At 39.2% G+C, this 23,531-nt stretch carries 25 protein-coding genes and 2 pseudogenes; 18 read left to right on the top strand and 9 right to left on the bottom strand.

Features of this window, described 5'->3' with window-relative positions:
* Positions 1–190: 190 nt before the first annotated feature.
* The 5 genes from A9Y75_RS05515 to A9Y75_RS05495 form a co-directional block, all read right to left on the bottom strand.
* Positions 191–1,780, bottom strand: a complete 1,590-nt coding sequence (locus tag A9Y75_RS05515) for a B12-binding domain-containing radical SAM protein (protein WP_071188521.1) — start codon at positions 1,778–1,780, stop codon at positions 191–193.
* Between the two features lie 226 nt (positions 1,781–2,006).
* Complete coding sequence (locus tag A9Y75_RS05510; protein ID WP_071188520.1) at positions 2,007–2,294, bottom strand: antibiotic biosynthesis monooxygenase; 288 nt, start codon at positions 2,292–2,294, stop codon at positions 2,007–2,009.
* A 37-nt stretch (positions 2,295–2,331) separates the two neighbouring features.
* Complete coding sequence (locus tag A9Y75_RS05505; protein ID WP_071188519.1) at positions 2,332–3,087, bottom strand: retron system putative HNH endonuclease; 756 nt, start codon at positions 3,085–3,087, stop codon at positions 2,332–2,334.
* Positions 3,084–4,346, bottom strand: a complete 1,263-nt coding sequence (locus A9Y75_RS05500; RefSeq protein ID WP_071188518.1) for an AAA family ATPase — start codon at positions 4,344–4,346, stop codon at positions 3,084–3,086. The genes A9Y75_RS05505 and A9Y75_RS05500 overlap by 4 nt, the downstream gene beginning before the upstream one ends.
* 95 nt (positions 4,347–4,441) lie before the next feature.
* A complete protein-coding gene (locus A9Y75_RS05495) occupies positions 4,442–5,350 on the bottom strand; it encodes a metallophosphoesterase (protein ID WP_071188517.1) in 909 nt (302 codons plus the stop codon).
* Positions 5,351–5,441: 91 nt separating this feature from the next.
* Here A9Y75_RS05495 and A9Y75_RS05490 point away from each other — a divergent pair, with 91 nt between their 5' ends.
* The 3 genes from A9Y75_RS05490 to rppB all read left to right on the top strand — a co-directional run bounded on the left by A9Y75_RS05490 (position 5,442) and on the right by rppB (position 8,493).
* Positions 5,442–6,299, top strand: coding sequence for a hypothetical protein (locus A9Y75_RS05490; RefSeq protein ID WP_071188516.1), 858 nt, complete (start codon positions 5,442–5,444; stop codon positions 6,297–6,299).
* Positions 6,300–6,357: 58 nt separating this feature from the next.
* Positions 6,358–7,044 (top strand): two-component system response regulator RppA, encoded by a 687-nt coding sequence (rppA, locus tag A9Y75_RS05485; protein WP_071188515.1) that lies wholly within the window; start codon positions 6,358–6,360, stop codon positions 7,042–7,044.
* A gap of 129 nt (positions 7,045–7,173) precedes the next feature.
* Positions 7,174–8,493 carry a two-component system sensor histidine kinase RppB gene (rppB, locus tag A9Y75_RS05480; RefSeq protein WP_071188833.1) on the top strand — a complete coding sequence of 440 codons (1,320 nt, stop codon included), beginning with the start codon at positions 7,174–7,176 and terminating at the stop codon, positions 8,491–8,493.
* On the opposite strand, the gene A9Y75_RS05475 is transcribed toward rppB, so the two are convergent.
* On the bottom strand, positions 8,453–9,754 hold the full coding sequence (locus A9Y75_RS05475; RefSeq protein WP_071188514.1) for a hypothetical protein: 1,302 nt from the start codon (positions 9,752–9,754) through the stop codon (positions 8,453–8,455). The two genes, rppB and A9Y75_RS05475, sit on opposite strands and share 41 nt — an antisense overlap.
* Before the next feature lie 84 nt (positions 9,755–9,838).
* Complete coding sequence (locus A9Y75_RS05470; RefSeq protein ID WP_071188513.1) at positions 9,839–10,933, bottom strand: cysteine synthase family protein; 1,095 nt, start codon at positions 10,931–10,933, stop codon at positions 9,839–9,841.
* 186 nt (positions 10,934–11,119) lie between these two features.
* On the opposite strand from A9Y75_RS05470, the gene A9Y75_RS05465 reads away from it, so the two are divergent.
* Positions 11,120–11,581: a DUF4079 domain-containing protein gene (locus A9Y75_RS05465; RefSeq protein ID WP_071188512.1), complete on the top strand. Its 462-nt coding sequence runs from the start codon at positions 11,120–11,122 to the stop codon at positions 11,579–11,581.
* A gap of 81 nt (positions 11,582–11,662) precedes the next feature.
* Positions 11,663–12,211, top strand: coding sequence for a hypothetical protein (locus A9Y75_RS05460; protein WP_071188511.1), 549 nt, complete (start codon positions 11,663–11,665; stop codon positions 12,209–12,211).
* On the opposite strand, the gene A9Y75_RS26205 is transcribed toward A9Y75_RS05460, so the two are convergent.
* Positions 12,183–12,407 carry a hypothetical protein gene (locus A9Y75_RS26205; RefSeq protein ID WP_083389494.1) on the bottom strand — a complete coding sequence of 75 codons (225 nt, stop codon included), beginning with the start codon at positions 12,405–12,407 and terminating at the stop codon, positions 12,183–12,185. The genes A9Y75_RS05460 and A9Y75_RS26205 overlap by 29 nt on opposite strands.
* Before the next feature lie 135 nt (positions 12,408–12,542).
* On the opposite strand from A9Y75_RS26205, the gene sixA reads away from it, so the two are divergent.
* Together sixA and A9Y75_RS05450 are read left to right on the top strand one after the other, a co-directional pair.
* Positions 12,543–13,037 (top strand): phosphohistidine phosphatase SixA, encoded by a 495-nt coding sequence (gene sixA / locus A9Y75_RS05455; RefSeq protein WP_071188510.1) that lies wholly within the window; start codon positions 12,543–12,545, stop codon positions 13,035–13,037.
* Between the two features lie 137 nt (positions 13,038–13,174).
* Entirely contained in the window at positions 13,175–14,311 is a 1,137-nt protein-coding gene (locus A9Y75_RS05450) for a citrate synthase (RefSeq protein WP_071188509.1), read from the top strand.
* 205 nt (positions 14,312–14,516) lie between these two features.
* Here the strand turns inward: A9Y75_RS05450 and A9Y75_RS27310 are convergent, their stop codons facing one another.
* Entirely contained in the window at positions 14,517–14,771 is a 255-nt protein-coding gene (locus tag A9Y75_RS27310; protein WP_143046364.1) for a hypothetical protein, read from the bottom strand.
* A gap of 228 nt (positions 14,772–14,999) precedes the next feature.
* Between A9Y75_RS27310 and nuoH the strand changes: the two genes are divergently transcribed.
* From nuoH to A9Y75_RS05400, 11 genes and pseudogenes are all read left to right on the top strand, one after another.
* Entirely contained in the window at positions 15,000–16,118 is a 1,119-nt protein-coding gene (gene nuoH / locus A9Y75_RS05445; RefSeq protein WP_071188508.1) for an NADH-quinone oxidoreductase subunit NuoH, read from the top strand.
* A gap of 215 nt (positions 16,119–16,333) precedes the next feature.
* On the top strand, positions 16,334–16,915 hold the full coding sequence (ndhI, locus tag A9Y75_RS05440; protein ID WP_071188507.1) for an NAD(P)H-quinone oxidoreductase subunit I: 582 nt from the start codon (positions 16,334–16,336) through the stop codon (positions 16,913–16,915).
* An 85-nt stretch (positions 16,916–17,000) separates the two neighbouring features.
* Positions 17,001–17,618 (top strand): NADH-quinone oxidoreductase subunit J, encoded by a 618-nt coding sequence (locus tag A9Y75_RS05435; RefSeq protein WP_071188506.1) that lies wholly within the window; start codon positions 17,001–17,003, stop codon positions 17,616–17,618.
* 47 nt (positions 17,619–17,665) lie between these two features.
* On the top strand, positions 17,666–18,043 hold the full coding sequence (locus A9Y75_RS28270; RefSeq protein WP_071188505.1) for a hypothetical protein: 378 nt from the start codon (positions 17,666–17,668) through the stop codon (positions 18,041–18,043).
* 2 nt (positions 18,044–18,045) lie between these two features.
* Positions 18,046–18,351, top strand: coding sequence for an NADH-quinone oxidoreductase subunit NuoK (gene nuoK / locus A9Y75_RS05425; RefSeq protein WP_006199065.1), 306 nt, complete (start codon positions 18,046–18,048; stop codon positions 18,349–18,351).
* Positions 18,352–18,357: 6 nt separating this feature from the next.
* Complete coding sequence (locus tag A9Y75_RS05420; RefSeq protein ID WP_071188504.1) at positions 18,358–19,278, top strand: NAD(+) kinase; 921 nt, start codon at positions 18,358–18,360, stop codon at positions 19,276–19,278.
* 288 nt (positions 19,279–19,566) lie between these two features.
* Complete coding sequence (locus A9Y75_RS05415) at positions 19,567–20,385, top strand: GNAT family N-acyltransferase (RefSeq protein ID WP_071188503.1); 819 nt, start codon at positions 19,567–19,569, stop codon at positions 20,383–20,385.
* 306 nt (positions 20,386–20,691) lie between these two features.
* Entirely contained in the window at positions 20,692–21,387 is a 696-nt protein-coding gene (locus A9Y75_RS05410; protein ID WP_071188502.1) for a response regulator transcription factor, read from the top strand.
* A gap of 189 nt (positions 21,388–21,576) precedes the next feature.
* Positions 21,577–21,702: pseudogene (locus A9Y75_RS27305) on the top strand (SAM-dependent methyltransferase); the annotation flags it as partial.
* Between the two features lie 95 nt (positions 21,703–21,797).
* Positions 21,798–22,022 (top strand): annotated as a pseudogene (locus A9Y75_RS26195) (DUF3641 domain-containing protein); the annotation flags it as partial.
* A gap of 503 nt (positions 22,023–22,525) precedes the next feature.
* Positions 22,526–23,527 carry a zinc-dependent alcohol dehydrogenase family protein gene (locus A9Y75_RS05400; RefSeq protein WP_071188500.1) on the top strand — a complete coding sequence of 334 codons (1,002 nt, stop codon included), beginning with the start codon at positions 22,526–22,528 and terminating at the stop codon, positions 23,525–23,527.
* The last annotated feature ends 4 nt before the right edge of the window (positions 23,528–23,531 follow it).

Genomic DNA, 23,531 nt, shown 5'->3' with positions numbered 1-23,531 from the left:
GAATTTTTGGAACTGCATTTCAAATTAGGCGAACTGTTTAAATTAGCAGCCCTTTTTTACGCATATTCCCAGTTACCTTATCCTGTTAATTTTCAATTATGCAGACTGAGGGAAGGCCGAACAGCCTACCCCCAAACATAAGATACTTATGTTCTACGGAATATTTAGGTGATTTTTTATTTGGAAGTCCCTAAACTAAAACTTCTGCTTTTTCCTCTTCCAGCTTTACCTGTGCTTCTGCTTTCAGAAACTCAGCCACTTGAGCCTCAATTTCATCACGCACAATCTGACGATATTCCAAGAAATGCTCAATTTGAGCGCAAACAGCTAAATAACTACTGATACCACCAGGATTATGCTTGTACATACTCCACAGATTGCGCCAAAATTGCCAACGGGTATTACGTAATAAACCTTGTCGCCAGCAAATAGTCAAAAACGCCCGTAGTACTTTCCAATTCAATGGTTTTTTCGCACCTTTCCCCTTTTTCGGATAGGTTGCTTCGCCTAAAATGCGGTAGTGTCGGTAAGCACGATCTAAAAACCGTGATGGTTCGTAAAGTTCCCAAAACGCTTCTACATATTCGCTGGCGATTTCTGGTAAAGGCCTTGTAGGAACAAAATTCATCAACGTGGTTTGATTGATATTGGCAGATTTACTGCGGAGTCGGTTTTCCTTTGCTAATCTATGCCACAATGCAGTATCAGGAAGGGCTTGGAGCATACTAAATAAAGCGGTGGGAATTGATGTTTGTTCCACAAATTTCACAATTCTCGCCCCAGCGCCTGTTTTTTCGCCATCAAATCCAATGATAAAACCTGCCATAACTCGCAACCCAGAGCGTGTAATCTTATATACTGCTTCGCTGAGGGAATCTCGTGTATTTTGGAATTTTTGAGTAAAAGCGAGGCTTTCTTCGTCGGGGGTTTCAATACCCAAGAAAACAGAACCGAAATTACACCTTACCATTGCATCCATCAATTCTTGATCTTGGGCTAAATCAACAGAAGCCTCAGTCGCAAAGGAGAAAGGATAATGATGTGCAACCATCCAAGGTTCTAGTTCTTTCAGGAATAATTTGACGTTGCGCTTATTACCGATGAAGTTATCATCTACCATAAAAATACTGCGTCGCCAACCCAATTCGTAGAGATAATCAAGTTCTGCGAGGAGTTGAGACGGTGTTTTGGTGCGAGGTTTGCGCCCGTAAAGAACGATAATATCGCAGAATTCACACTGGAAAGGACAGCCACGGGAAAACTGCACCGACATTTCCGCATAAGCATCAAATTCCAGCAAATCAAAGCGAGGAATAGGAGTAGTGCTGACATCTGGCTTTTCACCACCAGAACGAAACATTCCTGAAGACTCACCACGGGAAATTGCATCTACAAATAATGGTAAGGTAATTTCTCCCTCATCCAAGATCAAATAATCTGCGCCCACATCTGTGACTTCATTGGGTAACGCTGTCGGATAAGGGCCACCCACAGCCACACGCTTACCGCGTCGTTTCGCTTCCTGAATTTGTGCGAGTAAATCCTCTTTTTGGACAATCATTGCTGATAAAATCACCAAATCAGCCCAAGCCCATTCTGCTTCTGTGATTTGGCGAATATTCCGGTCAACTAGCTTAAAATTCCATTCTTGGGGTAAAATTGCAGCTACTGTCACCAAACCTAAAGGTGGTAACATCGCCTTTCGATCTAACAAAGCCAGTGTTTTTTCAAAAGACCAAAAACTTTTTGGAAACAGAGGATATATAAGTAATACATTCATTATCTTAATTGCAAACCCTGAATTTTGCTTGTAGGTTTATTTTAAACAAAGACGGAAATAGAGGAAGATTGTTCACGCTTCTTTATTTGAATTATAGAATAATTACTGATAGATTTGTTGTCTATGTGCTTTTTGAGAAATTTTTGGAGTTAAAAATATTCAACTTTAACAGATAGATGCTTTTTGAAGCTAGGACGATATCATAAACCTGATCATTATATTGGCTCTAAATTTCCTCAAAATGTTCAACAGTGGGAAACGGGTCATAAAAATGATGGAGAAGTTTCTTCCAATCTTGATACTCAGCAGAATCTCTAAATCCCACAGTATGAGCTTCTAAAGTTTCCCATTTAACAAGTAATAAATATTTGCCTTTTAATTCTATACATTTATGAAGTTCATGGGATAAATATCCATGCATTGATGAAATAATAGCAGCAGCTTTTTTAAAAGTAAATTCAAAATCAGACTCCATTCCCGGTTTAATATTTAGCATCACAGCTTCAAGAATCATGAGATTTTATATAACATGACCAGCACACTATACTAGATTAAAAATAACTCTTAAGGACATAGATAATCGCAGAACAAAATGGCGTATATTGTCCGTTGGAATCAGGTAATTCATAACCCAAAGTTAATTGCTGTATTTCTTCCTCGCTTAAATATTCTAAATTGAATAATGCTGCATCTATTGCAGCCTTACGCAAATTTCGTAGCTTGTTAATATCAAGTGCAAGATGTTGTATTGTTGTTTCAGCAACATTTTTTTTATCTAAATCATCTGTTGGAAGAATTTCGCCAGATGCAGGATATTTAAAAAAATCTGCACAATTTGGTTCTAATGGTGAAACCATTAGATTTTCATCATACCACTCCTTTTTTTTGTGTCCACAATGCACGGGAATACTAGGTTCCTCCTCATCTTCTCCTTGACATGAAGCCATGAAGTTTGTATATTCTAGTGCCAAATCTGGATACCTACTACGAGGACGGAGGTGTTCTATATGGCTAGTTGGGGACTTGCTTAAAAATAAAATACCAGCTAGACAATTTGAATCAAAAAGAAAAATCCAAAATCTGATTGGTACACTATTAAATCGCAAGCCCCTTGTTCTAAAAATACGCATTCCACAATAACAACATATATAACCTTGTTCTATTAGTAGAGCATCATGAACTACAGGTTTTTCCGGTGCTTGAAAATTAGTATCTTTAGTATTCCAGTAAGGTTTCCAATCATCATTTTCTTGAGCCTTCCAATTGGTGAATATTTCTGGTTCCTCACCCTTTTCAATATATTTCATCGCTTAAGAATTTCCTTTCTACGGATAAGTACATCTGCTTTTACAAAATCTGGTTCACTTTCACCAATTTTTTCAGCTAATTGTTGACGTAATTGTCTAGCACCTTCTAGATTTCCAGCATCAATTAACCGAAAAAGTTCTAATAGCTCTTCTTTAATTTCCTGTGGACGTTCTGGAACATCCATTAAGTCTTCTAAAATTCGATTGCTATCTCTTCCAAAGGAACTTTCTGGACGTTTAATAATAACACCTGAAACTGTTTTTTCTAAAATATAAATTCTCTCAGGTTTTACTTCACTAATTACCTGGGGTGAATGAGTAGTAAAAATAAATTGACAATTTGGAAATGTTTTAATTAAAGCAGGAATAATTTCTCTTTGCCATTTGGGATGTAGATGTAATTCAATTTCATCAATTAAAACAACACCAGAACCTTGAAGTGGATCTTTTTTTAAACCTGGGTTAGCAATTGCTAAACGTCTAGCTAAATCTCCTACCATTGCAAGTAGGCATTTTTCACCATCTGATAGTTGATTAACTATCAGTTCTTCACCATGCTTTTGTAAAGTCATTCTGAGAGTTGGCGAACGACGTACACGCAAATTAGAAAAACTTGCTATTAATGAAGATATAGCTTGTCTTACTGCTTCTAATTGTCGATCTCGATAAGCAGTATTATTTTCTAGCCGTAATTCATTCTCTAAATCTTCTTGTTTTCTAAACCATTCAAAGAAGATTCTAAAGTCACTTCCTTCTCCCATAAGTGCATTTTCATATGTATCTATAGGTTCAAATGAATGCTTTGTGCGAATCTTTAAAGGAATATCCAGTACTGCACGATTAGTAGAATAATAAACTACAGTAGGTAGATTATATTCATCAGATGATGATAATTTATTTTTTATATTTTCACTAATCTTGATTAGTGCTGATAGATTACTACTTGTATCTTTAATCCGTCCTTTTTTTACCTTTGTTAAAGACCAAGTAACTTCTTCTGACTCGAAAGAAATAATTATCTGATTATGAGTTTCATTTTTTCCATTTTGAACTTCTTCTTCTTTAAATAACCTTCCAGAAGATGTAGAATGTTGAATAGCACTGGTAAAACGAGATAAAAGAATAGCAAGACAATCCAGAATACTCGATTTACCTACCCCATTAATACCAACAAGTACCGTTGGCTCTTTTTCATCAAAATCCAACGTCAAATCACCAATACCGCGAAAAGATTGCATTTTAAGCTGCTTAACTCTCATAACTTCAACCCCATTAATTTCCTAAACACATCTCAATTATTCCTCCTTCCAAACTCCTCCTCTCTGCGCCTCTGCGTGAGAAAAAAACTCTATATCTAAACACTTCTCAACTTGATCACACCCCGATCAAAAACACGATTATCAACACCAATAGCACTCACCTCAATTCTATCTGCATACACATCATAAGCCGCAAAACTCAAATTACTAGTTGAATATTCAGTCCACTCAGAACGACCCACAGGACGATTACCCGCACCAGCACCACAAGTTAAATAGGTAGTTCCATTAATAGAACGAGTGCGTTCATAATTGTGTTCATGACCATTGATATAAAGTTGAACATTGTATTTCTCAAACAGAGGAGTAAAAGTTTTAATGAAATTGGAATTACTCCCATAATGACCAGATGAATAAATTGGATGATGACCAAAAACAACTTTCCAATCAGCTTTACTCAAACTTAATTCTTTCTCTAACCAAACTAACTGATTTTTCCAATCAGCATTACCATTAGTATCTAAAGCAAAAAACTGAACTTTATCTTGACTAAACGTATAATAACGTCCCTTCATATTAAAGCCAGCATATTTAACTTGGGGAACACCATTATCAGTGCGAATATCATGATTACCTAAACAAGCATGAAACTTCACACCTTTTTTCAGCAAAGGTTGATAAGGACGCTCAAAAACTGCGTTTATTTTCTCAATTTCGCCGTTGTTATAAATGTTATCACCAGCTAAAACTACTACATTATATGGATTTTTCTGGTGATAAAAATTCATGGCTTTAGCTACAGAATACTGTCCTCTAGCACCAGTTCCGGTATCAGCTACAGATACAAAACGTAATAGTAAATCTTTTTTATTTGGGGTTGCAGCGATTGCTGATTCCGCAAGAATATTTTCAGAATTTTGATTTCCTAACTTCCAAGTAATAAGTCCTGAAGCAATGCTACTTATTCCACTTAAAAATAAAAATTGACGACGGTTGAGTTTCATAAATCAAGAAATCCAATAAATGGCACAATAAACGATTATAGTCAAAATTTGTTTTTTGTGTTTTTGATTCACTAATTTGAGGAAAAGTTTCATGTCACAAGACAACAGACGGAAACAAAGGAATGAGGAAACAACTCAGCCTTCCCAACAAGAATACCAGATAAATCAGCCAATTTGGAAGACGACAATTATCCAAATTTTGAGAGGAACGATTGGGGTTTTAGAAACCACTGTGGAAAATCTGGAGACTGAACAGACTCTTACTGCTGAGAAGAAGCCCAATTTTTTACAAAGGATACTGTATAGGTGGGATGGATTTTTAAGGACATTTCGTTTATTTTTACCATCAAATATATCAAATAATGTGTCAGATGCAGTTTTGACAGGAATTTTTGCGGTAATGGCTGTGGGAATAGTGGGAACAACTGCATTTTTATTCACTTCTAAACCTGTTGAAGTAGCAACTCTTCCCTCAGTTGAGGAAGTTCCCGCACCCATACCAACTGTAACTGCTTCCCCAGAACCAATTCCCGCACCCACAATAATTCCAGAACCTGAACCTGAACCCACGGAAGAAGCAGAAGCAGAACCAATTCCCCAACCTACACCAACACCAGTTATAGAATTAACACCAGAGCAAGATTTAATTGCGGCTATTGAAAATCAGTTTTCAGACATCAGTATTCCCTTAAAAAGTAGCGAAAGTGAAAGCATTTCTTCTAAACTGATAAAATCTATTCAAGCCAATTTCCGTACCAGTGATTTAACTATCAAAATTAGTGATGTTTGGTATGAGCTAGAAAAATCTCAACAAGATAAACTAGCTGCGGATATATTACAACGTTCTCAAGAACTAAATTTCAGCCATTTAGAAATTATTGATTTTCAAGATAAGCTAGTAGCACGTAGTCCAGTTGTTGGTAATCAAATGCTAATTTTTAAACGATGAAATTTGATATATTGAGAATTTTCAACTACTGACTAGATCAAAAAAACAATTTTTAATTATGCGTTTATTATTAGTTGAAGATGAACATGATTTAGGTGTTAGCATTCATAATGCTCTTACCCAGCGTGATTATATAGTAGATTGGGCAGAAGATGGAGAGACGGCTTGGGATTATCTGAATACAATACCACAAAGATATGAAATTGCGATTTTAGATTGGATGTTACCCAAGTTATCAGGATTAGAAATATGTAAAAGATTAAGAGCGCAAAAAAATAAATTACCAATTATGCTATTAACAGCTAGAGATAGCATGAATGATCGGGTTACGGGTTTAGATGCGGGTGCAGATGATTATCTTGTTAAACCTTTTGGCATGGAAGAATTATTAGCACGAGTAAGAGCATTACAAAGAAGATCCCCAAATTTCCAACCACCACAATTACAAGTAGATGGTTTAATGTTAGATTACGGTAATTTTTCACTGGTGAATTTAAATAGTAAAAATTCTTCACCTATTATCCTCACAGCCAAAGAATTTCAACTGCTAGAATATTTTATGCAGCATCCTCAACAAATACTAACTCATGAACAAATTCGCGCCAGATTGTGGGATTTTGAAAGTGATACTGTGAGTAATGTGGTTGCTGCACAAATAAGATTATTACGACGCAAATTATTAGAATGCGGTTTTCCTACAGCGATTGAAACTATTCGGGGTTTTGGTTATCGTTTTTCTGTTTAAATTAACTATGTAACAGTTGTAGGTTGGGTTGAGAATAACCCAAAATTATAAAACTTTGTCGAGTTGCGCTATCGCTTAACCCAACCTACATTTTTATTAGATTTTTACAGTTATAAAATCTCAATTTTTATGAATAATAATTCACTATTTAATAATTCTCGTTTTAAATTAGCTATTACCTATGCTGGGGTTATGGGTACAACTTTATTAATATGTGGTTATATCGCTCATATTGTCATGGTAAAAGCTTTTACTCGCACTCTTGATCGAGAATTAGAAGTTTTGGGAAAGGTATTTGAAGATAAACTGAAAACTCAGTTAAAAACTCCAGGAATTTTACCTCTTAATATTAGAAAATCTTTTCCAGAAATTTGTTTTGAAAAACAATCTTGTGTAAAAATAAAATCTGAATCAGCAGTGATGAGTTTATTATTACAAAGTCATTATGTTAGGTTATTAAATTCCAAAGGTGAAGCTATTGCTGCTATTAATCATCATCCTAATGAGTTTACTGATAATATTAAACTTCATCATTCTTATGATATCAGAAATCGCAATGGTGAACTATATCATTTACATTTAATGCCTTTAAAAATCAATAATAATCAATTGTGGGGATATTTACAAGTTGGCAGATCCATACAACGATTAAATGATTATATGAATAGTCTACATTTGTTGTTATTATTGGGTATTCCTACTGCTATGATTATTATTGGTGGTGGGGGTTGGTGGTTAGCAGGTTTAGCTATGCTCCCTATTAAAAAATCATATCAAAAATTAGAACAATTTACGGCTGATGCCGCTCATGAGTTACGCACTCCTATTACATCTTTACAAACAATTGTTGAAACAAATTCAATTAACCAAGAAACTCAAAAAGCACTTGAGAGACAAATTAAAAGATTGGTCACTTTAACCCAAGATTTGTTATTATTATCTAGGTTGGAAAGTGGTTTACAGGAAGTAAAAATACAACGAATTTGTTTAAATGATCTAGTTGCAGATGTGGAAGAAGAATTGTTACCATTGGCTATGAATGCAGAGGTTTTATTATTTAGTCATGTTCCTGATCAAGCTTATTTTTATATTCAAGGTAATGAAAGTCAAATTTATCGAATGTTGCTAAATTTAGTTAGTAATGCTATTAAATATACCCCCGTTGGTGGGGAAGTGAAAATTAATCTGACAACCAATGATAATCAAGGTACAATTACTATCAAAGATACAGGTATTGGTATTCCTGCTGCTGATATTCCCCATATTTTTGATCGCTTTTATCGAGTCAATGCAGATCGTTCTCGAAATACAGGAGGTTCGGGTTTAGGTTTAGCGATCGCTTTGGCTATTGTCCAAACTCACAAAGGCAAATTAGAAGTAGAAAGTTCTATTAATCACGGCAGTACATTTACTGTGATTTTGCCGCTCGTTTCCAAAGTAAACAGGTAACTTCAACTAACATAGACGTAATCATGGCTATAGCGGCAGCCATTGCCCCATTCATGCCTTTGTTAATAGCAAAAGTAGCAATTATTAATAAAGTTCCTGTTCCTAACCAAGTAGATAGATTGACGTGTCCTGTGCGATTTTCACTGACTAAAAAACCCTGAGTTGCATTTTGTAAAGCTACAAATAATGGGACAATTGTACAGATTAAAAGCACTGGTTTAATGCTTTTAGCAAGGATAAGATCATTGCCGATAAAACTTTGAACTATGCGATCGCCTATCGGTGTTAAACTCATCAATAATAGAACGCTAGAACAAGCAGCACCCACACTGATAGCAAAAGTCAATAGTTGCTTATCGCTCACTTGATGACGATATTTAATCACCATTTGCTGTACCATACGGGTAGAATTGGCAATTACTAAAACCAGTCCCCAAGCCGCAGACCAAGCAGCAATGGCAATTGTAGCATCTTCAGCACGCGCAAGAATGCTAATTAATATCGCCCTTCCACCCCACACCACCATCATCGAATTAGCTAGGGGTAAATAGAATTTCCACACCTGTGCTAAATTGCGGGGTAAATTAGGTTGTTCTGTTTGTGGTGGTAAAGTTGCCCCACTACGACGAGCAAAAATTGTTACAGCGATGGCTTCCACTATCACCCCACTAATCAAGGCAAATCCAGCAAGTATACCCCCGGATATTTGCAATAAAAATCCGGCGGTGAGAACTACTGCTAATGTGAATAACCTAAAAATACTAGCTTTAGCAACAGCGCGGGACTGACCATGATAAATTAATAGTCCTTGAAAATAACGCCGCCATGCGATCGCAAACGGCCAACCGCCCATTAGTAATAATACTTGACTAACTGTAGCTAACATTGCCGAGGGAATCCCCAACAGACTCACACCCACAAAATTAAAAATGATCGGTATTCCTAACAAACTTAATAAAAAAGTTAGTCCTCCACCTACCAATAAAGTAAACCGCCATAATGCTTTGCGTGAATCTTGAGAACCAGCCAAAGCGTTAGCAGCGTGCAGAATCATAATAATCGGACTTTCAAAAAATATCGCCAAAGATTTAGCAATACCTACAGCCGCCAGGTTAATTTGAGCATCAGGAAGATGAGCTAATGTAGTGGTCATCATCGGATCACCACAGGCCATAGTCACATCACTGAGAGATAAAGGCAGAAATTCCCGCCATAAAGTCCCTAAACTCACTTTTGTAGATGGAGATTCTTCTAATTTCATCCTTTTTCAAACCAAAATAATATAAACATCTTCATAAACCTCCTACTCTCTGCGCCTCTGCGTGATCAAATACATTTCATTTTCTTAACAACTAACCTGCGACTGAACAAGATCCAAAGATACAGGAGAAAGCTGAGAAATAGCTGTCATGAGATCAGAACTTGGCAAAATGTGAATATTTTGTGCAGTTAACCAATCAGCATTGTAAACTGTTTCTAAATAGCGATCGCCCCGGTCAGGATTAAGTAGTAACATAGTTTGAGGCTGAGTAAATCTTTGGACATCTGCTAAAGCTGCGGCCACAATTGCACCAGTGGAAGCACCTAAAAGCATACCTTCCTGTTTAGCCAAAGCATGACAAACAGAAAACGCCAAACCATCATCCACGCTATAAGCCGCGTCTAACACTTGCGGGTCAAAATTGGGGGGAACGAAAGATAAACCCAGTCCAGTCATCTTATAGGGGTGTCTGGGTGTACCAAAAATAGCTGATCCTGCCACGTCTACACCAATAATTCTGGTTTGGGGATAATACTTTTTAAAGTAGCGACTAATACCACCCAATTGACCGGCTGTACTCACGCCAATAACTATAGCATCCGGCGCACCACCAAAAGCAGCTTCTATTTCCCGCGCCGTCCACAGTTCATGGGCATCAGTATTACTAGGATTTTTATGTTGACAAGGATACCAAGAACCAGGAATATTTATGGCTAATTCCTGAGCTTTTGTCATTCTTGCTACCTGCATTGAACCTTGAGCATCAGCCGCACTGAGAGGCACTTCTACCAATTCTGCACCATAAGCAGTGAGCATTCTTCGCATTGTTACAGGAGTTTTCGCATCAATTACAATCATCACCCTGTAACCTTTGATTGCACCGACAATTGCTAACCCAATGCCAAAGTTACCAGAACTAGATTCAACAATTGTACCACCAGCTTGTAATAAACCTTGTTTTTCGGCTTCATTTACCAGATAAGCGGCATTTTTTTCTTTAATACTTCCACCGGGATTACAAGATTCTAATTTTAAATAGAGATGATGATGTTGACAACTGGGATGAATTCTATTTAACCGCACAATGGGAACTTTACCTAATGCTTCTGTCACCGTTTGAAATAGTGGTGATTTTAGTAAGCTGGTGCTTAGGGTTAGTTCTGGGGAGTAAGTAACCATCATTAATAGCCAAATACTGTTCATCTCCAAAGATGCCAACCTTAGATGAAATGAAGATGAAATTGGTCAACTTAATATAGTAAGGACTTTCACAGTTGTTCTCTGTGATAGATTATGAACAGCAAAAATTATTTTTACAAATGCTCTTTTACAGCCTTTTATAACTTTCCTTAACTGAACTCTTTTATGCATCTACCTTCTTTTCTCTGGTTGTGGAAAATAGCCGCATGGTCTATGGGTTTGTCGCTGCTGGCATATTTATTTTTAGCCATTACTGGTATTTGGATGTTTAGGATGAGAACTACCCGAGAATCACCTTTCGGGGTTGTACTGCCGTGGAATCGTGGTGAAGTGCTATCGCTCCACTATATAATCGGCATTACTATGGTTAGCTTAGTCCTGTTACTTCTAGCGGTTGGTATTGTTGGCACTTTGGGACACTTTGGTTCATTGGGACACTCATCACACTTAATTGCTGGATTAATAGTGGTAGCATTAGTCTTAGGATCGGCTTTTAGTGCAACTCAAATTAGTCCTGGAAAACCTTGGGCTAGACCTTTACACATTGGGTTAAATATCGTCTTATTTACCGGATTTATTTGGGTATCTTTAACTGGCTGGACTGTGGTACAAAAATATTTACCTTAAACAGGTGACAGGTAACAAGAAAAAGAAGTCAAAGTTAAAATAAAAAGAAGAAAAGCTTTTGACTAGAACTGTGATTTAGCCGTGACCACAACCTCAACTTCTGTTTTCCGTCTGTCTCCCTTGATTAGAATCACCCTATTGAGTCTATATCTAGCACTCACAGTCCCTTTACCTTTTTTAGCCCAAGCAACAGATGCACCTACACCACCAGAATTATTATGGTTAGGAATTATGATCGGTTTTGTAGGACTTTATGCGGTATTAACTGAAAGAGTGATAGTAGATGACCAGGGAATTCAAGTGACTTACCCCATTTGGGTTCCGCGCTTCTTTCGCAAAGGTTGGTCTTTACCTTGGTTAGATATTAAACAGTTAAAACCCCGCACTACTGGTCAAGGAGGTATAGTTTATTATTTCCTCAGCCAAGACGGAAAAGCTTATTTACTACCCATGCGCGTGGCTGGATTTACCCGTTTGGTGAATATTGTCCAAACGAAAACAGGCATTGATACTACAGATGTCCGTCCTCTAGCACAACCTTGGATGTATCTAATTTTATTTGGTTTTACCCTCCTGCTGTTATTAGTAGATGCTTGGACTATTAATACAGCCATTCTTGGTAATTGGTGATAGGGAATAGGGAATAGGGAATAGGGAATAGGGAATAGGGAATAGGGAATAGGGAATAGGGAATAGGGAATAGGGAATAGGGAATAGGGAATAGGGAATAGGGAATAGGGAATAGGGAATAGGGAATAGGGAATAGGGAATAGGGAATAGGGAATAGGGAATAGGGAATAGGGAATAGGGAATAGGGAATAGGCAAAAGTTAGAAGGTTATTCTCCTCATCACCCCATCACCCCATCTCCCCCATCACCCCATCTCCCCATCTCCCCATCACCCCATCACCCCATCACCCCATCTCCGCGTCATCTTCGATAAAATAGCTGTGAACTTATTATGAACTTATATTTATTCCGTCATGGTATTGCTGAAGAACATCAACCGGGGCTAAAAGATGAAGAACGCCAACTCACCAAAGAAGGACGACAAAAAACCAAAAAAGTAGCCCAGCAATTAGTAAAACTAGATTTACACTTTGATTTAATCCTCACCAGTCCCCTAGTCCGCGCTCACCAAACAGCAGAAATACTCATTGAGGCTGGACTCAGTTCTCAGCTAGAAATATCTGACCATCTCACCCCAGAAGGTAACATCAACAATTGGCTAACAGACTGGCTAGAACCCAGGAATTATGATGATAAAACCCAGTTGGTGCTAGTGGGACATGAACCTTCTTTGAGCAATTGGGCAGAAATTCTGCTTTGGGGAGAAGCCAAAGGCAGTCTCGTCCTCAAAAAAGCAGGTATGATTGGGATAAAACTACCAGAAACGGGATCTCCTCTGGGTTGTAGTCAAATGTTCTGCTTGATACCACCCAAGTACCTGCCATAACAGTTTTTCGACCTTTCTCATAGAATGGTTCGTAGTTCCGACAACTGTTATGGTGAAAACAATCTCTGGTAAGTTAGCGTGTTCGCGGAGCGTGTGCCTTGCACAATCAGATATTTCACAAAGCAAATGGTGTTGCCATGACGGTGTGCGAATTCAGGCCTGGTTTAGAAGGCATTCCCGCAGCCCAATCGAGTATCAGTTATGTAGATGGGCAAAAGGGAATACTAGAATATCGTGGTATTCGGATTGAAGAATTAGCAGAAAAAAGCACGTTCCTAGAAACTGCTTATCTCTTAATTTGGGGTGAATTGCCAAACAAGCAAGAATTGGAAGCGTTTGAGCATGAAATTCGCTACCACAGACGCTTAAAATATCGCATTCGGGACATGATGAAATGCTTTCCCGAAAGCGGACACCCAATGGATGCGCTGCAAGCCTCAGCCGCTGCATTAGGTTTATTTTATTCACGTCGTGACTTACATAATCCAGTCTATATTCGAGATGCTGTAGTCCGCTTAATGGCGACTATCCCCACGATGGTAGCGGCATTCCAGTTGATGCGGCAAGGTAATGACCCTGTCAAGCCACGGGATGATCTGGACTATTCCGGCAACTTCTTGTATATGCTGAATGAGAAGGAACCAGATCCTTTAGCAGCGAAAATTTTTGACATCTGCTTGATACTTCATGTCGAGCATACAATGAATGCTTCGACCTTTAGTGCTAGGGTAACAGCTTCTACATTAACTGACCCCTATGCCGTAGTTGCTAGTGCAGTAGGAACCCTGGGCGGACCGCTGCATGGTGGCGCGAATGAAGAAGTAATTCAGATGTTGGAAGAAATTGGTTCTGTGAAGAATGTCCGCCCTTATGTAGATGGTCTTCTAGAACGCAAAGCGAAGATTATGGGTTTTGGGCATCGTGTATACAAGGTAAAAGACCCAAGAGCCACAATTTTACAAAACTTGGCGGAGCAGCTGTTCGAGAAGTTTGGCTACGACAAGTATTATGAAATTGCCCAAGAAATGGAACGGGTAGTTGCCGAAAAACTAAGTGGCAAAGGGATTTATCCTAATGTTGACTTTTATTCCGGCTTAGTGTATAGAAAAATGGGAATTCCCACAGACTTGTTTACACCAATTTTTGCGATCGCTCGTGTGGCTGGTTGGTTAGCCCATTGGAAAGAACAACTCGCAGAAAACCGGATTTTCCGTCCTACCCAAGTTTACAACGGTCGCCACGAAGTTTCTTACCTTCCCATCGACCAACGTTAACTAAGTAACCAATTTTAGATTTTAGATGTTGGATTCATGCCAATAGATGGACAGATTAATAACTGTCATCTGTAATCGAGAATCTGAAATTGGCATTGTCATCACAGCCGATAGTACTGGAAGAGCATATCATGTGCGGTTAAATACTTATCATTAAGGAACCTCACGGTGACACAGCGACGTGGAGAGTTTTTTTGATAGGCAATTAGCCAGACTTGAGATCACACAATTTAGACAGAATCAAAAACCGTTGCCCATCTGGAAGCGGCCAATTTGTTTTGTCTGTAGCATTGGGCATTGGTGGTAGCCTGCCATTAGGCATATGGTGACAGGGAATAAATAGGCAGGGTGCAGGGGGGCTTTCTAGCAGGGTGCAGTAGATGATTATTTCTCCCCGTCTCCCCGTCCCCGCGTCTCCCCATCTCCGCGTCCCCAGTCCCCAGTTCCGAGTATTAGCCAATCTCAATCCCAATCATAAGTAGAAGTTGTCATCTTGGTTCAGGAGCCTCAAACCATCCAAGGATATACTAAACATGGGAATTGGCAACAAATCTACAATCAGACATCATCTCGAAGGATAAAAGATGAAGGCTGAAGAATAGAGTATGAAGATTGAAAAATCTGATTTCAGACTTTGCTTCGCAACACTAACGCGAACAGACTTCAGTTGACGTAAAGAGTAGTAAACATGAATACAGGAATTGACCTCCAAGGAACTTTTATACAATCCGTCAAGGATTTAGGAATACCACCAGGGGCAGCCAAAGCGATTTGGATGCCATTACCAATGATATTGATGCTGATTGGTGCAACAGTGGGAGTACTGGTTGCCACCTGGCTAGAGCGAAAAATTTCTGCTGCTGCACAACAACGGATTGGACCAGAATATCAAGGGCCTTTTGGGTTACTAGTGCCTGTAGCGGATGGTCTGAAGCTAATCTTTAAAGAAGATATAGTCCCAGCCCAAGCAGACCGCTGGCTGTTTACCCTCGGACCTGTGATTGTGGTAATTCCGGTATTTTTGTCATTTCTAATTGTTCCCTTTGGGGAAAATATCGTCATTACCAACGTGGGAATGGGGGTTTTCTTGTGGATTGCTTTATCTAGCATTCAGCCCATTGGATTATTGATGGCTGGCTACGCATCTAATAATAAATACGCCCTCTTAGGGGGTTTGCGGGCAGCAGCACAGTCAATTAGTTATGAAATTCCCTTAGCGCTGAGTGTACTAGCGATCGCGATGATGTCTAACAGCCTCAGCACTGTTGACATCGTGAATCAGCAATCTAATTTTGGCATTTTCGGCTGGAATATTTGGCGACAACCACTTGGTTTCATCATTTTTTGGATAGCAGCCCTGGCTGAATGCGAACGCCTACCCTTTGACTTACCCGAAGCGGAAGAAGAACTAGTAGCAGGATATCAGACTGAATATTCCGGGATGAAGTTCGGTCTATTTTATCTAGGTTCTTACATTAACTTGATACTTTCTTCCCTCCTTGTCGCAATTTTGTATCTAGGCGGTTGGCATTTTCCTATTCCCGTCAGCCTCATAGGTAGTGTGCTGGGAGTCAGTGAAACAGACCCTGTACTCCAGGTAGTGACTGCCTCTTTAGGTATCACTATGACCGTACTCAAAGCCTATTTGCTCGTGTTTCTTGCCATCCTCATCCGCTGGACAGTTCCACGGGTAAGAATTGACCAATTGTTAGATTTAGGCTGGAAGTTCCTGTTACCAGTCGGTTTGGTTAATCTTCTATTAACCGCCGCACTGAAATTAGCTTTTCCCGTTGCCTTTGGCGGTTAAAGCAATTTTAGATTTTAGATTTTGGTGAAGCAGCGCGGTCTTGGGGAGCCACTGCGTTGGACGGGTTTCCCGGCTTGAAGCAAGTGGCGTGGTTTCCCCCATGAGTGACTTCTGTATCCCTTACGGGAGCCGGAGGCATTACCCGAAGGGATTGAATCTGAAATCTAAAATCCAAAATTCAAGATCCAAAATTGAAAAGAGTGGAGACACAAAAAATGCTAAAGTTCCTGAAACAAGTTGGTGATTACGCCAAAGAAGCAGTACAATCTGCTCGTTACATTGGTCAGGGGCTATCTGTTACCTTTGACCACATGCAGCGTCGTCCCATTACCGTACAGTATCCCTACGAAAAATTGATTCCTGGTGAACGGTTTCGCGGTAGGATTCACTACGAATTTGACAAGTGTATTGCCTGCGAAGTGTGTGTTCGTGTTTGTCCCATCAACCTACCTGTAGTTGATTGGGAATTTGACAAAGCCAGCAAGAAGAAAAAGCTCAATCACTACAGCATCGACTTTGGAGTTTGTATCTTCTGCGGTAACTGTGTGGAATACTGCCCAACTAACTGTTTATCCATGACAGAAGAATATGAACTTTCTACTTATGATCGCCACGAATTAAACTTTGACAGCGTAGCATTAGGACGACTACCTTACAAAGTAACAGACGATCCAATGGTGACACCATTGCGCGAACTGGTTTACTTACCCAAAGGCGTTCTCGAACCCCACGGTGTACCCGCAGATGCGCCGCGTGCTGGTTCCCGTCCAGAAGACCTTGTAGAAACAGAAAAATAAATGTGATTAGTCATTTGTCTATTTTCAAAATAAGACCGATGACCGATGATCAATGACCAATGACCAATGACTAAGGACAAAAACAGTGAATCTAGCGGAAGGAGTACAGGTTGTTTCATTTGGCATACTGGCTGTGATGATGATTGGGGCAGCACTAGGTGTAGTGCTGTTTTCTAACATTGTCTATTCTGCCTTTTTGCTGGGGGGTGTATTCATCAGTATGTCAGGACTGTATCTGTTGCTAAATGGTGATTTTGTAGCAGCAGCACAAATTCTGATTTATGTTGGTGCAATTAACGTGTTGATTTTGTTTGCCATTATGTTGGTGAACAAACGACAGGATTTTTCACCCTTGCCGAGTGCGGGCTTGCGGAAAATATTGACAGGTGTGGTGAGTATAGGACTATTTGCCTTGTTGAGTACGATGGTATTGGCAACTCCCTGGGCTTATACCACTTCTCCTGTGGCTGGAGAAAGTTCCATCGTTTTGATTGGTGAACATTTCTTCACCGACTTTTTGCTGCCTTTTGAATTGGCTTCTATTTTGTTGCTAATGGCAATGGTAGGGGCAATTATTTTGGCACGTCGGGAATATTTACCAGACGAATTAGGCTCTTCTCAACTACAACAATCTATCTTAACTTTGCCAGAACGCCCCAGGGAACTAGTATCAACCAGTAGCAGTGCTGGTACTGAGGAATAGGGACTGGGTGATGGGGGGATGGGGTGATGGGGTGATGGGGAGATAATTTGAAAATAATTATTACCCAATCACCAATCACCAATCACCAATCACCAATCACCAATCACCAATCACCAATCACCAATCACCAATCACCAATCACCAATCACCAATCACCAATCACCAATCACCAATCACCAATCACCAATCACCAATCACCAATCACCAATCACCAATCACCAATCACCAATCACCAATCACCAATCACCAATCACCAATCACCAATCACCAATCACCAATCACCAATCACCAATCACCAATCACCAATCACCAATCACCAATCACCAATCACCAATCACCAATCACCAATCACCAATCACCAATCACCAATCACCAATCACCAATCACCAATCACCAATCACCAATCACCAATCACCAATCACTAATCATGCAACTTCAGTACTTTTTATTACTAGCAGCGGCTTTGTTTTGTATTGGCATTTATGGTTTAATTACCAGCCGCAACGCGGTGCGAGTGCTAATGTCAATTGAGTTGTTGCTGAATGCTGTTAATCTGAATTTAATGGCATTTTCCAACTTTCTCGACTCAACATTAATTAAGGGTCAGGTTTTCACTGTTTTTGTGATTACCGTGGCAGCTGCTGAAGCGGCGGTTGGTTTAGCGATTGTGCTGGCTATTTATCGCAATCGTGATACCGTCGATATGGAGCAGTTCAATCTCCTGAAGTGGTAATAATGCGTGCAACTCAAGCAGGTAATCATTGCTTATAAAGCGCGAGATGCCCAGAGTAAACGCTGGGCAGAACTCTGTGCTAAACAACTAGAAGATCGTCAGTGCCAAGTGTTGGTAGGGCCAAGCGGACCAAAAGATAACCCTTATCCAGTGTTCTTAGCGTCTGCAAGTCAACCAATTGATCTAGCTTTGGTACTTGGTGGTGATGGTACGGTTCTCACCAGTGCCAGACATTTAGCCCCAGCTGGCATCCCTATTCTGGGTGTGAATGTGGGTGGTCATTTGGGGTTTTTAACTGAATCGGTGGATGAGTTTCAAGAACCAGAACAAGTTTGGGATCGGCTGTTTGAAGATCGCTATGCTATTCAGCGGCGGATGATGTTGCAAGCAGCGGTGTATGAGGGTCATCGAACGAATTTAGAACCGGTGAGTGAACATTACCTGGCTTTAAATGAGTTTTGTGTCAAACCTGCTTCTGCTGATCGCATGATTACCTCTATTCTAGAAATGGAAATAGATGGTGAGGTGGTTGATCAATATGTAGGAGATGGGTTAATTGTCTCTACCCCCACTGGTTCCACTGGTTACACCGTTTCTGCTAGTGGACCAATTATGCATGATGGGATGGAGGCAATTACTATTACACCTATTTGTCCGATGAGTCTTTCTAGTCGTCCTCTAATTTTACCACCGGGTTCGGTGGTCAGTATCTGGCCGTTGGGAGATTACGATTTAAGTACTAAATTGTGGATGGATGGGGTGTTATCTACTTCGATTTGGCCTGGACACCGGGTTGATGTGCGGATGGCTGATTGTCGGGCTAAGTTTATTGTTTTGCGGGAAAACAATTCATATTATCAAACGCTGCGAGAAAAGTTACTTTGGGCAGGTACAAGGGTTCGCTACAGCAATAATCACCGCAATTGATTGCGATGTATTTTCCCAAAAATTTTACTTACAGCAGTTTGTTAGAAACCGCAAATTTATTTTAGCCCTCGAATATATTCGAGGGCTTTTTGAAAAGAATATTTATTGTGTAAGTAGGTGGGCGTTAAAAATTGTCGTTGGGGCAAGGGAACAGGGAACAGGGAACAGGGAACAGGAAGAGAGCTTTGGGCGATTTTACTTTTCTTCACATACCTTTAAATTTTTCTGTTAACCTACTTAATAGCTCAATTTTATTAGGATATTTCACAGATATAAGTAGGAAAACAGATGGAAATGTATTACCAGAACATCAATTATCCGCTACATATTCCTGATTTTCCAGTTTTGCAAAATGAAAAATATATCCTACGACTTGCGGTGACTGAAGAAGAATTAGCATCTATTTTTCGGTTGCGTTTTGAGGTTTTTAATCTAGAACTAGGATTGGGATTATCTAGTTCTAATACTGCCCAAATGGATCGAGATAAATTCGATGAGGTTTGCCATCATTTGATTCTTATTGCTAAGAAAACTGGTAAAACTATTGGCACTTATCGAATGCAAACCTATACAATGGCTGGTAAGGGCTTAGGTTTTGATGCTGCTGACATATTTAATCTTCATGGAATTCCTAATTTTGTGCTTCAGGCTTCTGTAGAAATTGGACGTGCTTGTATAGCTAAAGAATATCGAAATAGTCATACACTTTTATTGCTTTGGGAAGGACTAGCTAACTATCTTCTCTGGAGTAAAAATCAGTATTTTTTTGGCTGTGCATCGTTGTTAACACAATGCCATAAACAAGCTGCTTGTGCTTATAATTATTTTCAGAATCATGACTGGATGCATCCAAATATTTTGGTTCATCCTAATTTAGAATTTTCTATAAAAATGCCTGAACAGGTTGAAGATTCATATAATGTAGAAATTCCGAAGATTTTGCAAGCATATTTGAGTATTGGCTCCAAAATATGCAGCCTTCCTGCTGTTGATAGAGATTTTAAAACTATTGATTTTTTGATTATATGTAATATCGCCGATTTTGCTAGATACTTTTACTCAAATCTTGCACCTTTAGGTGTTCAGCTACAATCTGAGACTAAATGAATAATATCAAATCTGGCTAATTGCTGATCAAAAAACTCTCTGTGTCTGTGCGTCAGCCCTAGGGAACACCAAAAAATAAATTACCCAAAAATCGTAGGGTAGGTTAGGTTAGGACTGTAGTGCGTAAATATTTACACGGGCATACTTAGGTTGATTATGGCTAATTACAAACTTACTCTTGTTACCTATTCAGCTTTATACTAAGCTAACGTAGGTCTATTAAGTGTCTAGCTAACACATCTATTAATAGTTCTTATTTGGTGTTCCTAATATTATCCCCTGCTAAAATCATTAATATTATCTATCATGACGCACATCTTACTGGTTGAAGATGAAGTCAAATTGGCTAGGTTTATAGAATTAGAACTGAATTACGAAGGCTATCAAGTCAGCATCGCTTACGATGGATTTACGGCACTGATGGCAGCACAGAAGTTCCATCCAGATTTAGTTATTTTAGATTGGATGCTACCTGGTGCATCGGGGTTAGAAATTTGTCGTCGCTTGCGAATTACGGACGATAAAGTGCCGATAATTTTGTTAACTCCTCAAGAGGAAGTGGGCGATAGCGTAGCGCTCCGTAAGAATCGCATTCCTGGTTTAGATGCGGGTGCTAATGATTACGTAATAAAACCATTCAGTATAGAGGAATTATTAGCTAGAGTTCGCACGCAGCTGCGATGCAATCAGCAAGAGGGAACCGCCGACATCTTAGAATTTGATGACTTAATTTTAAATCGGCGCACAGGGGAAGTCTACCGAGGCCAGCGTTTAGTTGAGTTAACTACTCAGGAATTTGATTTACTGGAATATTTACTCATCCATCCGCGACAGATAATTACGTGCGATCGCATTTTAGAAGAAGTTTGGGCTTATGGCTTTATCGGCGATGCCAATATTATTGAAGTTTACATTCGCTACTTATGTCTGAAACTCGAAGCCAATAACGAAAGACGTATCGTGCAAACCGTGCGTGATGTCGGTTATATCTTGGACAATTGAATTAATCGATTTTCAGTAAAAACTCATCCAGTATGCAGTTACAGCGGTTTCCGCTCTTATGAGGTATATCTTAGCCCCCTCATCGCTTGATCTTAGGGGGGTGGGGTTCTTGTACCTCATAACATCGGGAAGTGCTGTATATATTAATACATCAATTAATATATATAAAGTTTACTCTCAAAAACAGCAATGACTTATTTAGAAACCGCCGCCCAATTTTACAGCGAAGTTGCCCAAATACCAGAAGTAGGACTGTGTTGTGTTCAAAGCACATTCATGCAATTACCAGGACTGAAAATTCCTGTAGCAATGCAATAATTCAGGTATAAATTATGGTGCAAACAGCAATTACACCTTTTCAAAATAAACTAAGTTCGCTTTTAATAAAAAAGAGGATAAACGTTTTATAAATTAATCTTGGTAAGCGTTGTAATCTTCCTTGTAATCATTGCCATGTGGAAGCTATTCCCATAAGAAAATAAGAACTTTATCTAGAAATTTGTCAACAATTAATGGCATTAATTTACAAATTTCCCGAATTCAAAATTGTCGATTTGACTGGCGGCGCACCTGAGATGAATTATGGTTTTAAGCCATTGGTAGAAGCCGCAACTTTCGCTGGTAAAAAATTATTGCCCGTTCAAAAAAGAAAAAATATTTTTTTGTCATCAAACAACCATTATGTAACGAAATTTGTGGTGATTGAGTTACCAATGAGAATATGACTTATGATTATAAAAGTTAAGTCTCCTCACACCACATTTATAAGCCGTGGATTGGTTCATATTTCCACGGTTTTTACTTTTTAATTAAGTGAATTGATATTACGCAAGATGTGACTGAAAACCCAATACAGTTAAGGCTAAAATTTAACATCTACTTAGATAAAGTAAATTCATCCTGAAAAAAATCCTGTTACCAAAACTGATACGAGCGCACTTTCACAGGATATGTAGTCTATGATCATATGTAGTTAAACTCCTCACACCACACTGAAAGCCGTGAAGCCATATGGCCTCGCGGTTTTTTTCTTTTTGCAGTATTTTATTTTACCTGATGTAAATACGCATGGCTGTGCGAAACAAAACCTAAATTACGCTAAAGTTGCAAATAACCGTGTATCTAGGAGAAAATAATCATGCAAGCAGTCTTAATGACAGCAGCGGGGAACCCCGAAGTTCTCCAACTACAAGAAGTCCCCAAACCCACACCAGGAAATACAGAACTTTTAGTCCGCTTAGTAGCAGCTGGTATTAATCCCTTAGATACCAAATTGCGGAAACGAGGCACTTTTTATCCCGAACAAATGCCAGCTATATTAGGATGTGATGGTGCAGGTATCGTCGAAGCTATCGGTGCTAGTGTCCAAAAATTTCAACCTGGAGATGAAGTATATTTTTGCTATGGCGGTTTAGGCGCACACCAGGGCAATTACGCAGAATATACCACTGTTGATGAAAGATTTGTTGCCTCTAAACCAAAATCAATTTCTTTTGCGGAAGCAGCAGCAGCACCCTTAGTCTTAATCACAGCTTGGGAAGCATTATACGAAAGGGGAAAACTCGAACCAGGAGACAAAGTTTTAATTCACGCCGGTGCTGGTGGTGTTGGTCATGTTGCCATTCAATTAGCTAAACTAAAAGGTGCAGATGTCGCGACTACTGTTAGTTCTCAAGAAAAAGCAAATTTCGTAACTCAACTTGGTGCTGACAAAGTAATTTTTTACAAAGAAACTGATTTTCTTCAAGCTACTTTAGATTGGACAAACGGCGAAGGTGTAGACTTAGCTTTTGATACTATTGGTGGTGAAATTTTTGATAAAACCTTCCCCGCAGTGCGGACTTATGGCGATATCGTCACCATTCTCGAACCCAACGCTAATACAGTTTGGAAAGTTGCGAGAAACAGAAATCTTCGCATTGGCTTAGAATTAATGTTAACACCAATGCTGTTAGGAAATATCGAAGCACTTCAACATCATGGCGAAATTCTCCAACAATGCGCTAATTGGATAGATGAAAATAAGTTAAAAATCCAAGTTAGCAATACATTTCCTCTCAAAGCGGCTGCAAATGCTCACCAGTTACTAGAAAAAGGCTCTATTACAGGTAAAATTGTTTTACTAATTCACGATAACTAAAAAA

Origin of the sequence: Trichormus sp. NMC-1 (assembly GCF_001858025.1) — a bacterium.
GTDB lineage: Bacteria > Cyanobacteriota > Cyanobacteriia > Cyanobacteriales > Nostocaceae > Anabaena.
The sequence above is the reverse complement of the archived record's forward strand: the minus strand, read 5'-3'. Positions and strand labels throughout refer to the sequence as shown.

Coding starts and splice junctions, on each gene's coding strand:
- A9Y75_RS05515 (WP_071188521.1), bottom strand. CDS start 1,780: ATGAATGTATTACTTATATATCCTCTGTTTCCAAAAAGTTTTTGGTCT.
- A9Y75_RS05510 (WP_071188520.1), bottom strand. CDS start 2,294: ATGATTCTTGAAGCTGTGATGCTAAATATTAAACCGGGAATGGAGTCT.
- A9Y75_RS05505 (WP_071188519.1), bottom strand. CDS start 3,087: ATGAAATATATTGAAAAGGGTGAGGAACCAGAAATATTCACCAATTGG.
- A9Y75_RS05500 (WP_071188518.1), bottom strand. CDS start 4,346: ATGAGAGTTAAGCAGCTTAAAATGCAATCTTTTCGCGGTATTGGTGAT.
- A9Y75_RS05495 (WP_071188517.1), bottom strand. CDS start 5,350: ATGAAACTCAACCGTCGTCAATTTTTATTTTTAAGTGGAATAAGTAGC.
- A9Y75_RS05490 (WP_071188516.1), top strand. CDS start 5,442: ATGTCACAAGACAACAGACGGAAACAAAGGAATGAGGAAACAACTCAG.
- rppA (WP_071188515.1), top strand. CDS start 6,358: ATGCGTTTATTATTAGTTGAAGATGAACATGATTTAGGTGTTAGCATT.
- rppB (WP_071188833.1), top strand. CDS start 7,174: ATGAATAATAATTCACTATTTAATAATTCTCGTTTTAAATTAGCTATT.
- A9Y75_RS05475 (WP_071188514.1), bottom strand. CDS start 9,754: ATGAAATTAGAAGAATCTCCATCTACAAAAGTGAGTTTAGGGACTTTA.
- A9Y75_RS05470 (WP_071188513.1), bottom strand. CDS start 10,933: ATGGTTACTTACTCCCCAGAACTAACCCTAAGCACCAGCTTACTAAAA.
- A9Y75_RS05465 (WP_071188512.1), top strand. CDS start 11,120: ATGCATCTACCTTCTTTTCTCTGGTTGTGGAAAATAGCCGCATGGTCT.
- sixA (WP_071188510.1), top strand. CDS start 12,543: ATGAACTTATATTTATTCCGTCATGGTATTGCTGAAGAACATCAACCG.
- A9Y75_RS05450 (WP_071188509.1), top strand. CDS start 13,175: ATGACGGTGTGCGAATTCAGGCCTGGTTTAGAAGGCATTCCCGCAGCC.
- nuoH (WP_071188508.1), top strand. CDS start 15,000: ATGAATACAGGAATTGACCTCCAAGGAACTTTTATACAATCCGTCAAG.
- ndhI (WP_071188507.1), top strand. CDS start 16,334: ATGCTAAAGTTCCTGAAACAAGTTGGTGATTACGCCAAAGAAGCAGTA.
- nuoK (WP_006199065.1), top strand. CDS start 18,046: ATGCAACTTCAGTACTTTTTATTACTAGCAGCGGCTTTGTTTTGTATT.
- A9Y75_RS05415 (WP_071188503.1), top strand. CDS start 19,567: ATGGAAATGTATTACCAGAACATCAATTATCCGCTACATATTCCTGAT.
- A9Y75_RS05410 (WP_071188502.1), top strand. CDS start 20,692: ATGACGCACATCTTACTGGTTGAAGATGAAGTCAAATTGGCTAGGTTT.
- A9Y75_RS05400 (WP_071188500.1), top strand. CDS start 22,526: ATGCAAGCAGTCTTAATGACAGCAGCGGGGAACCCCGAAGTTCTCCAA.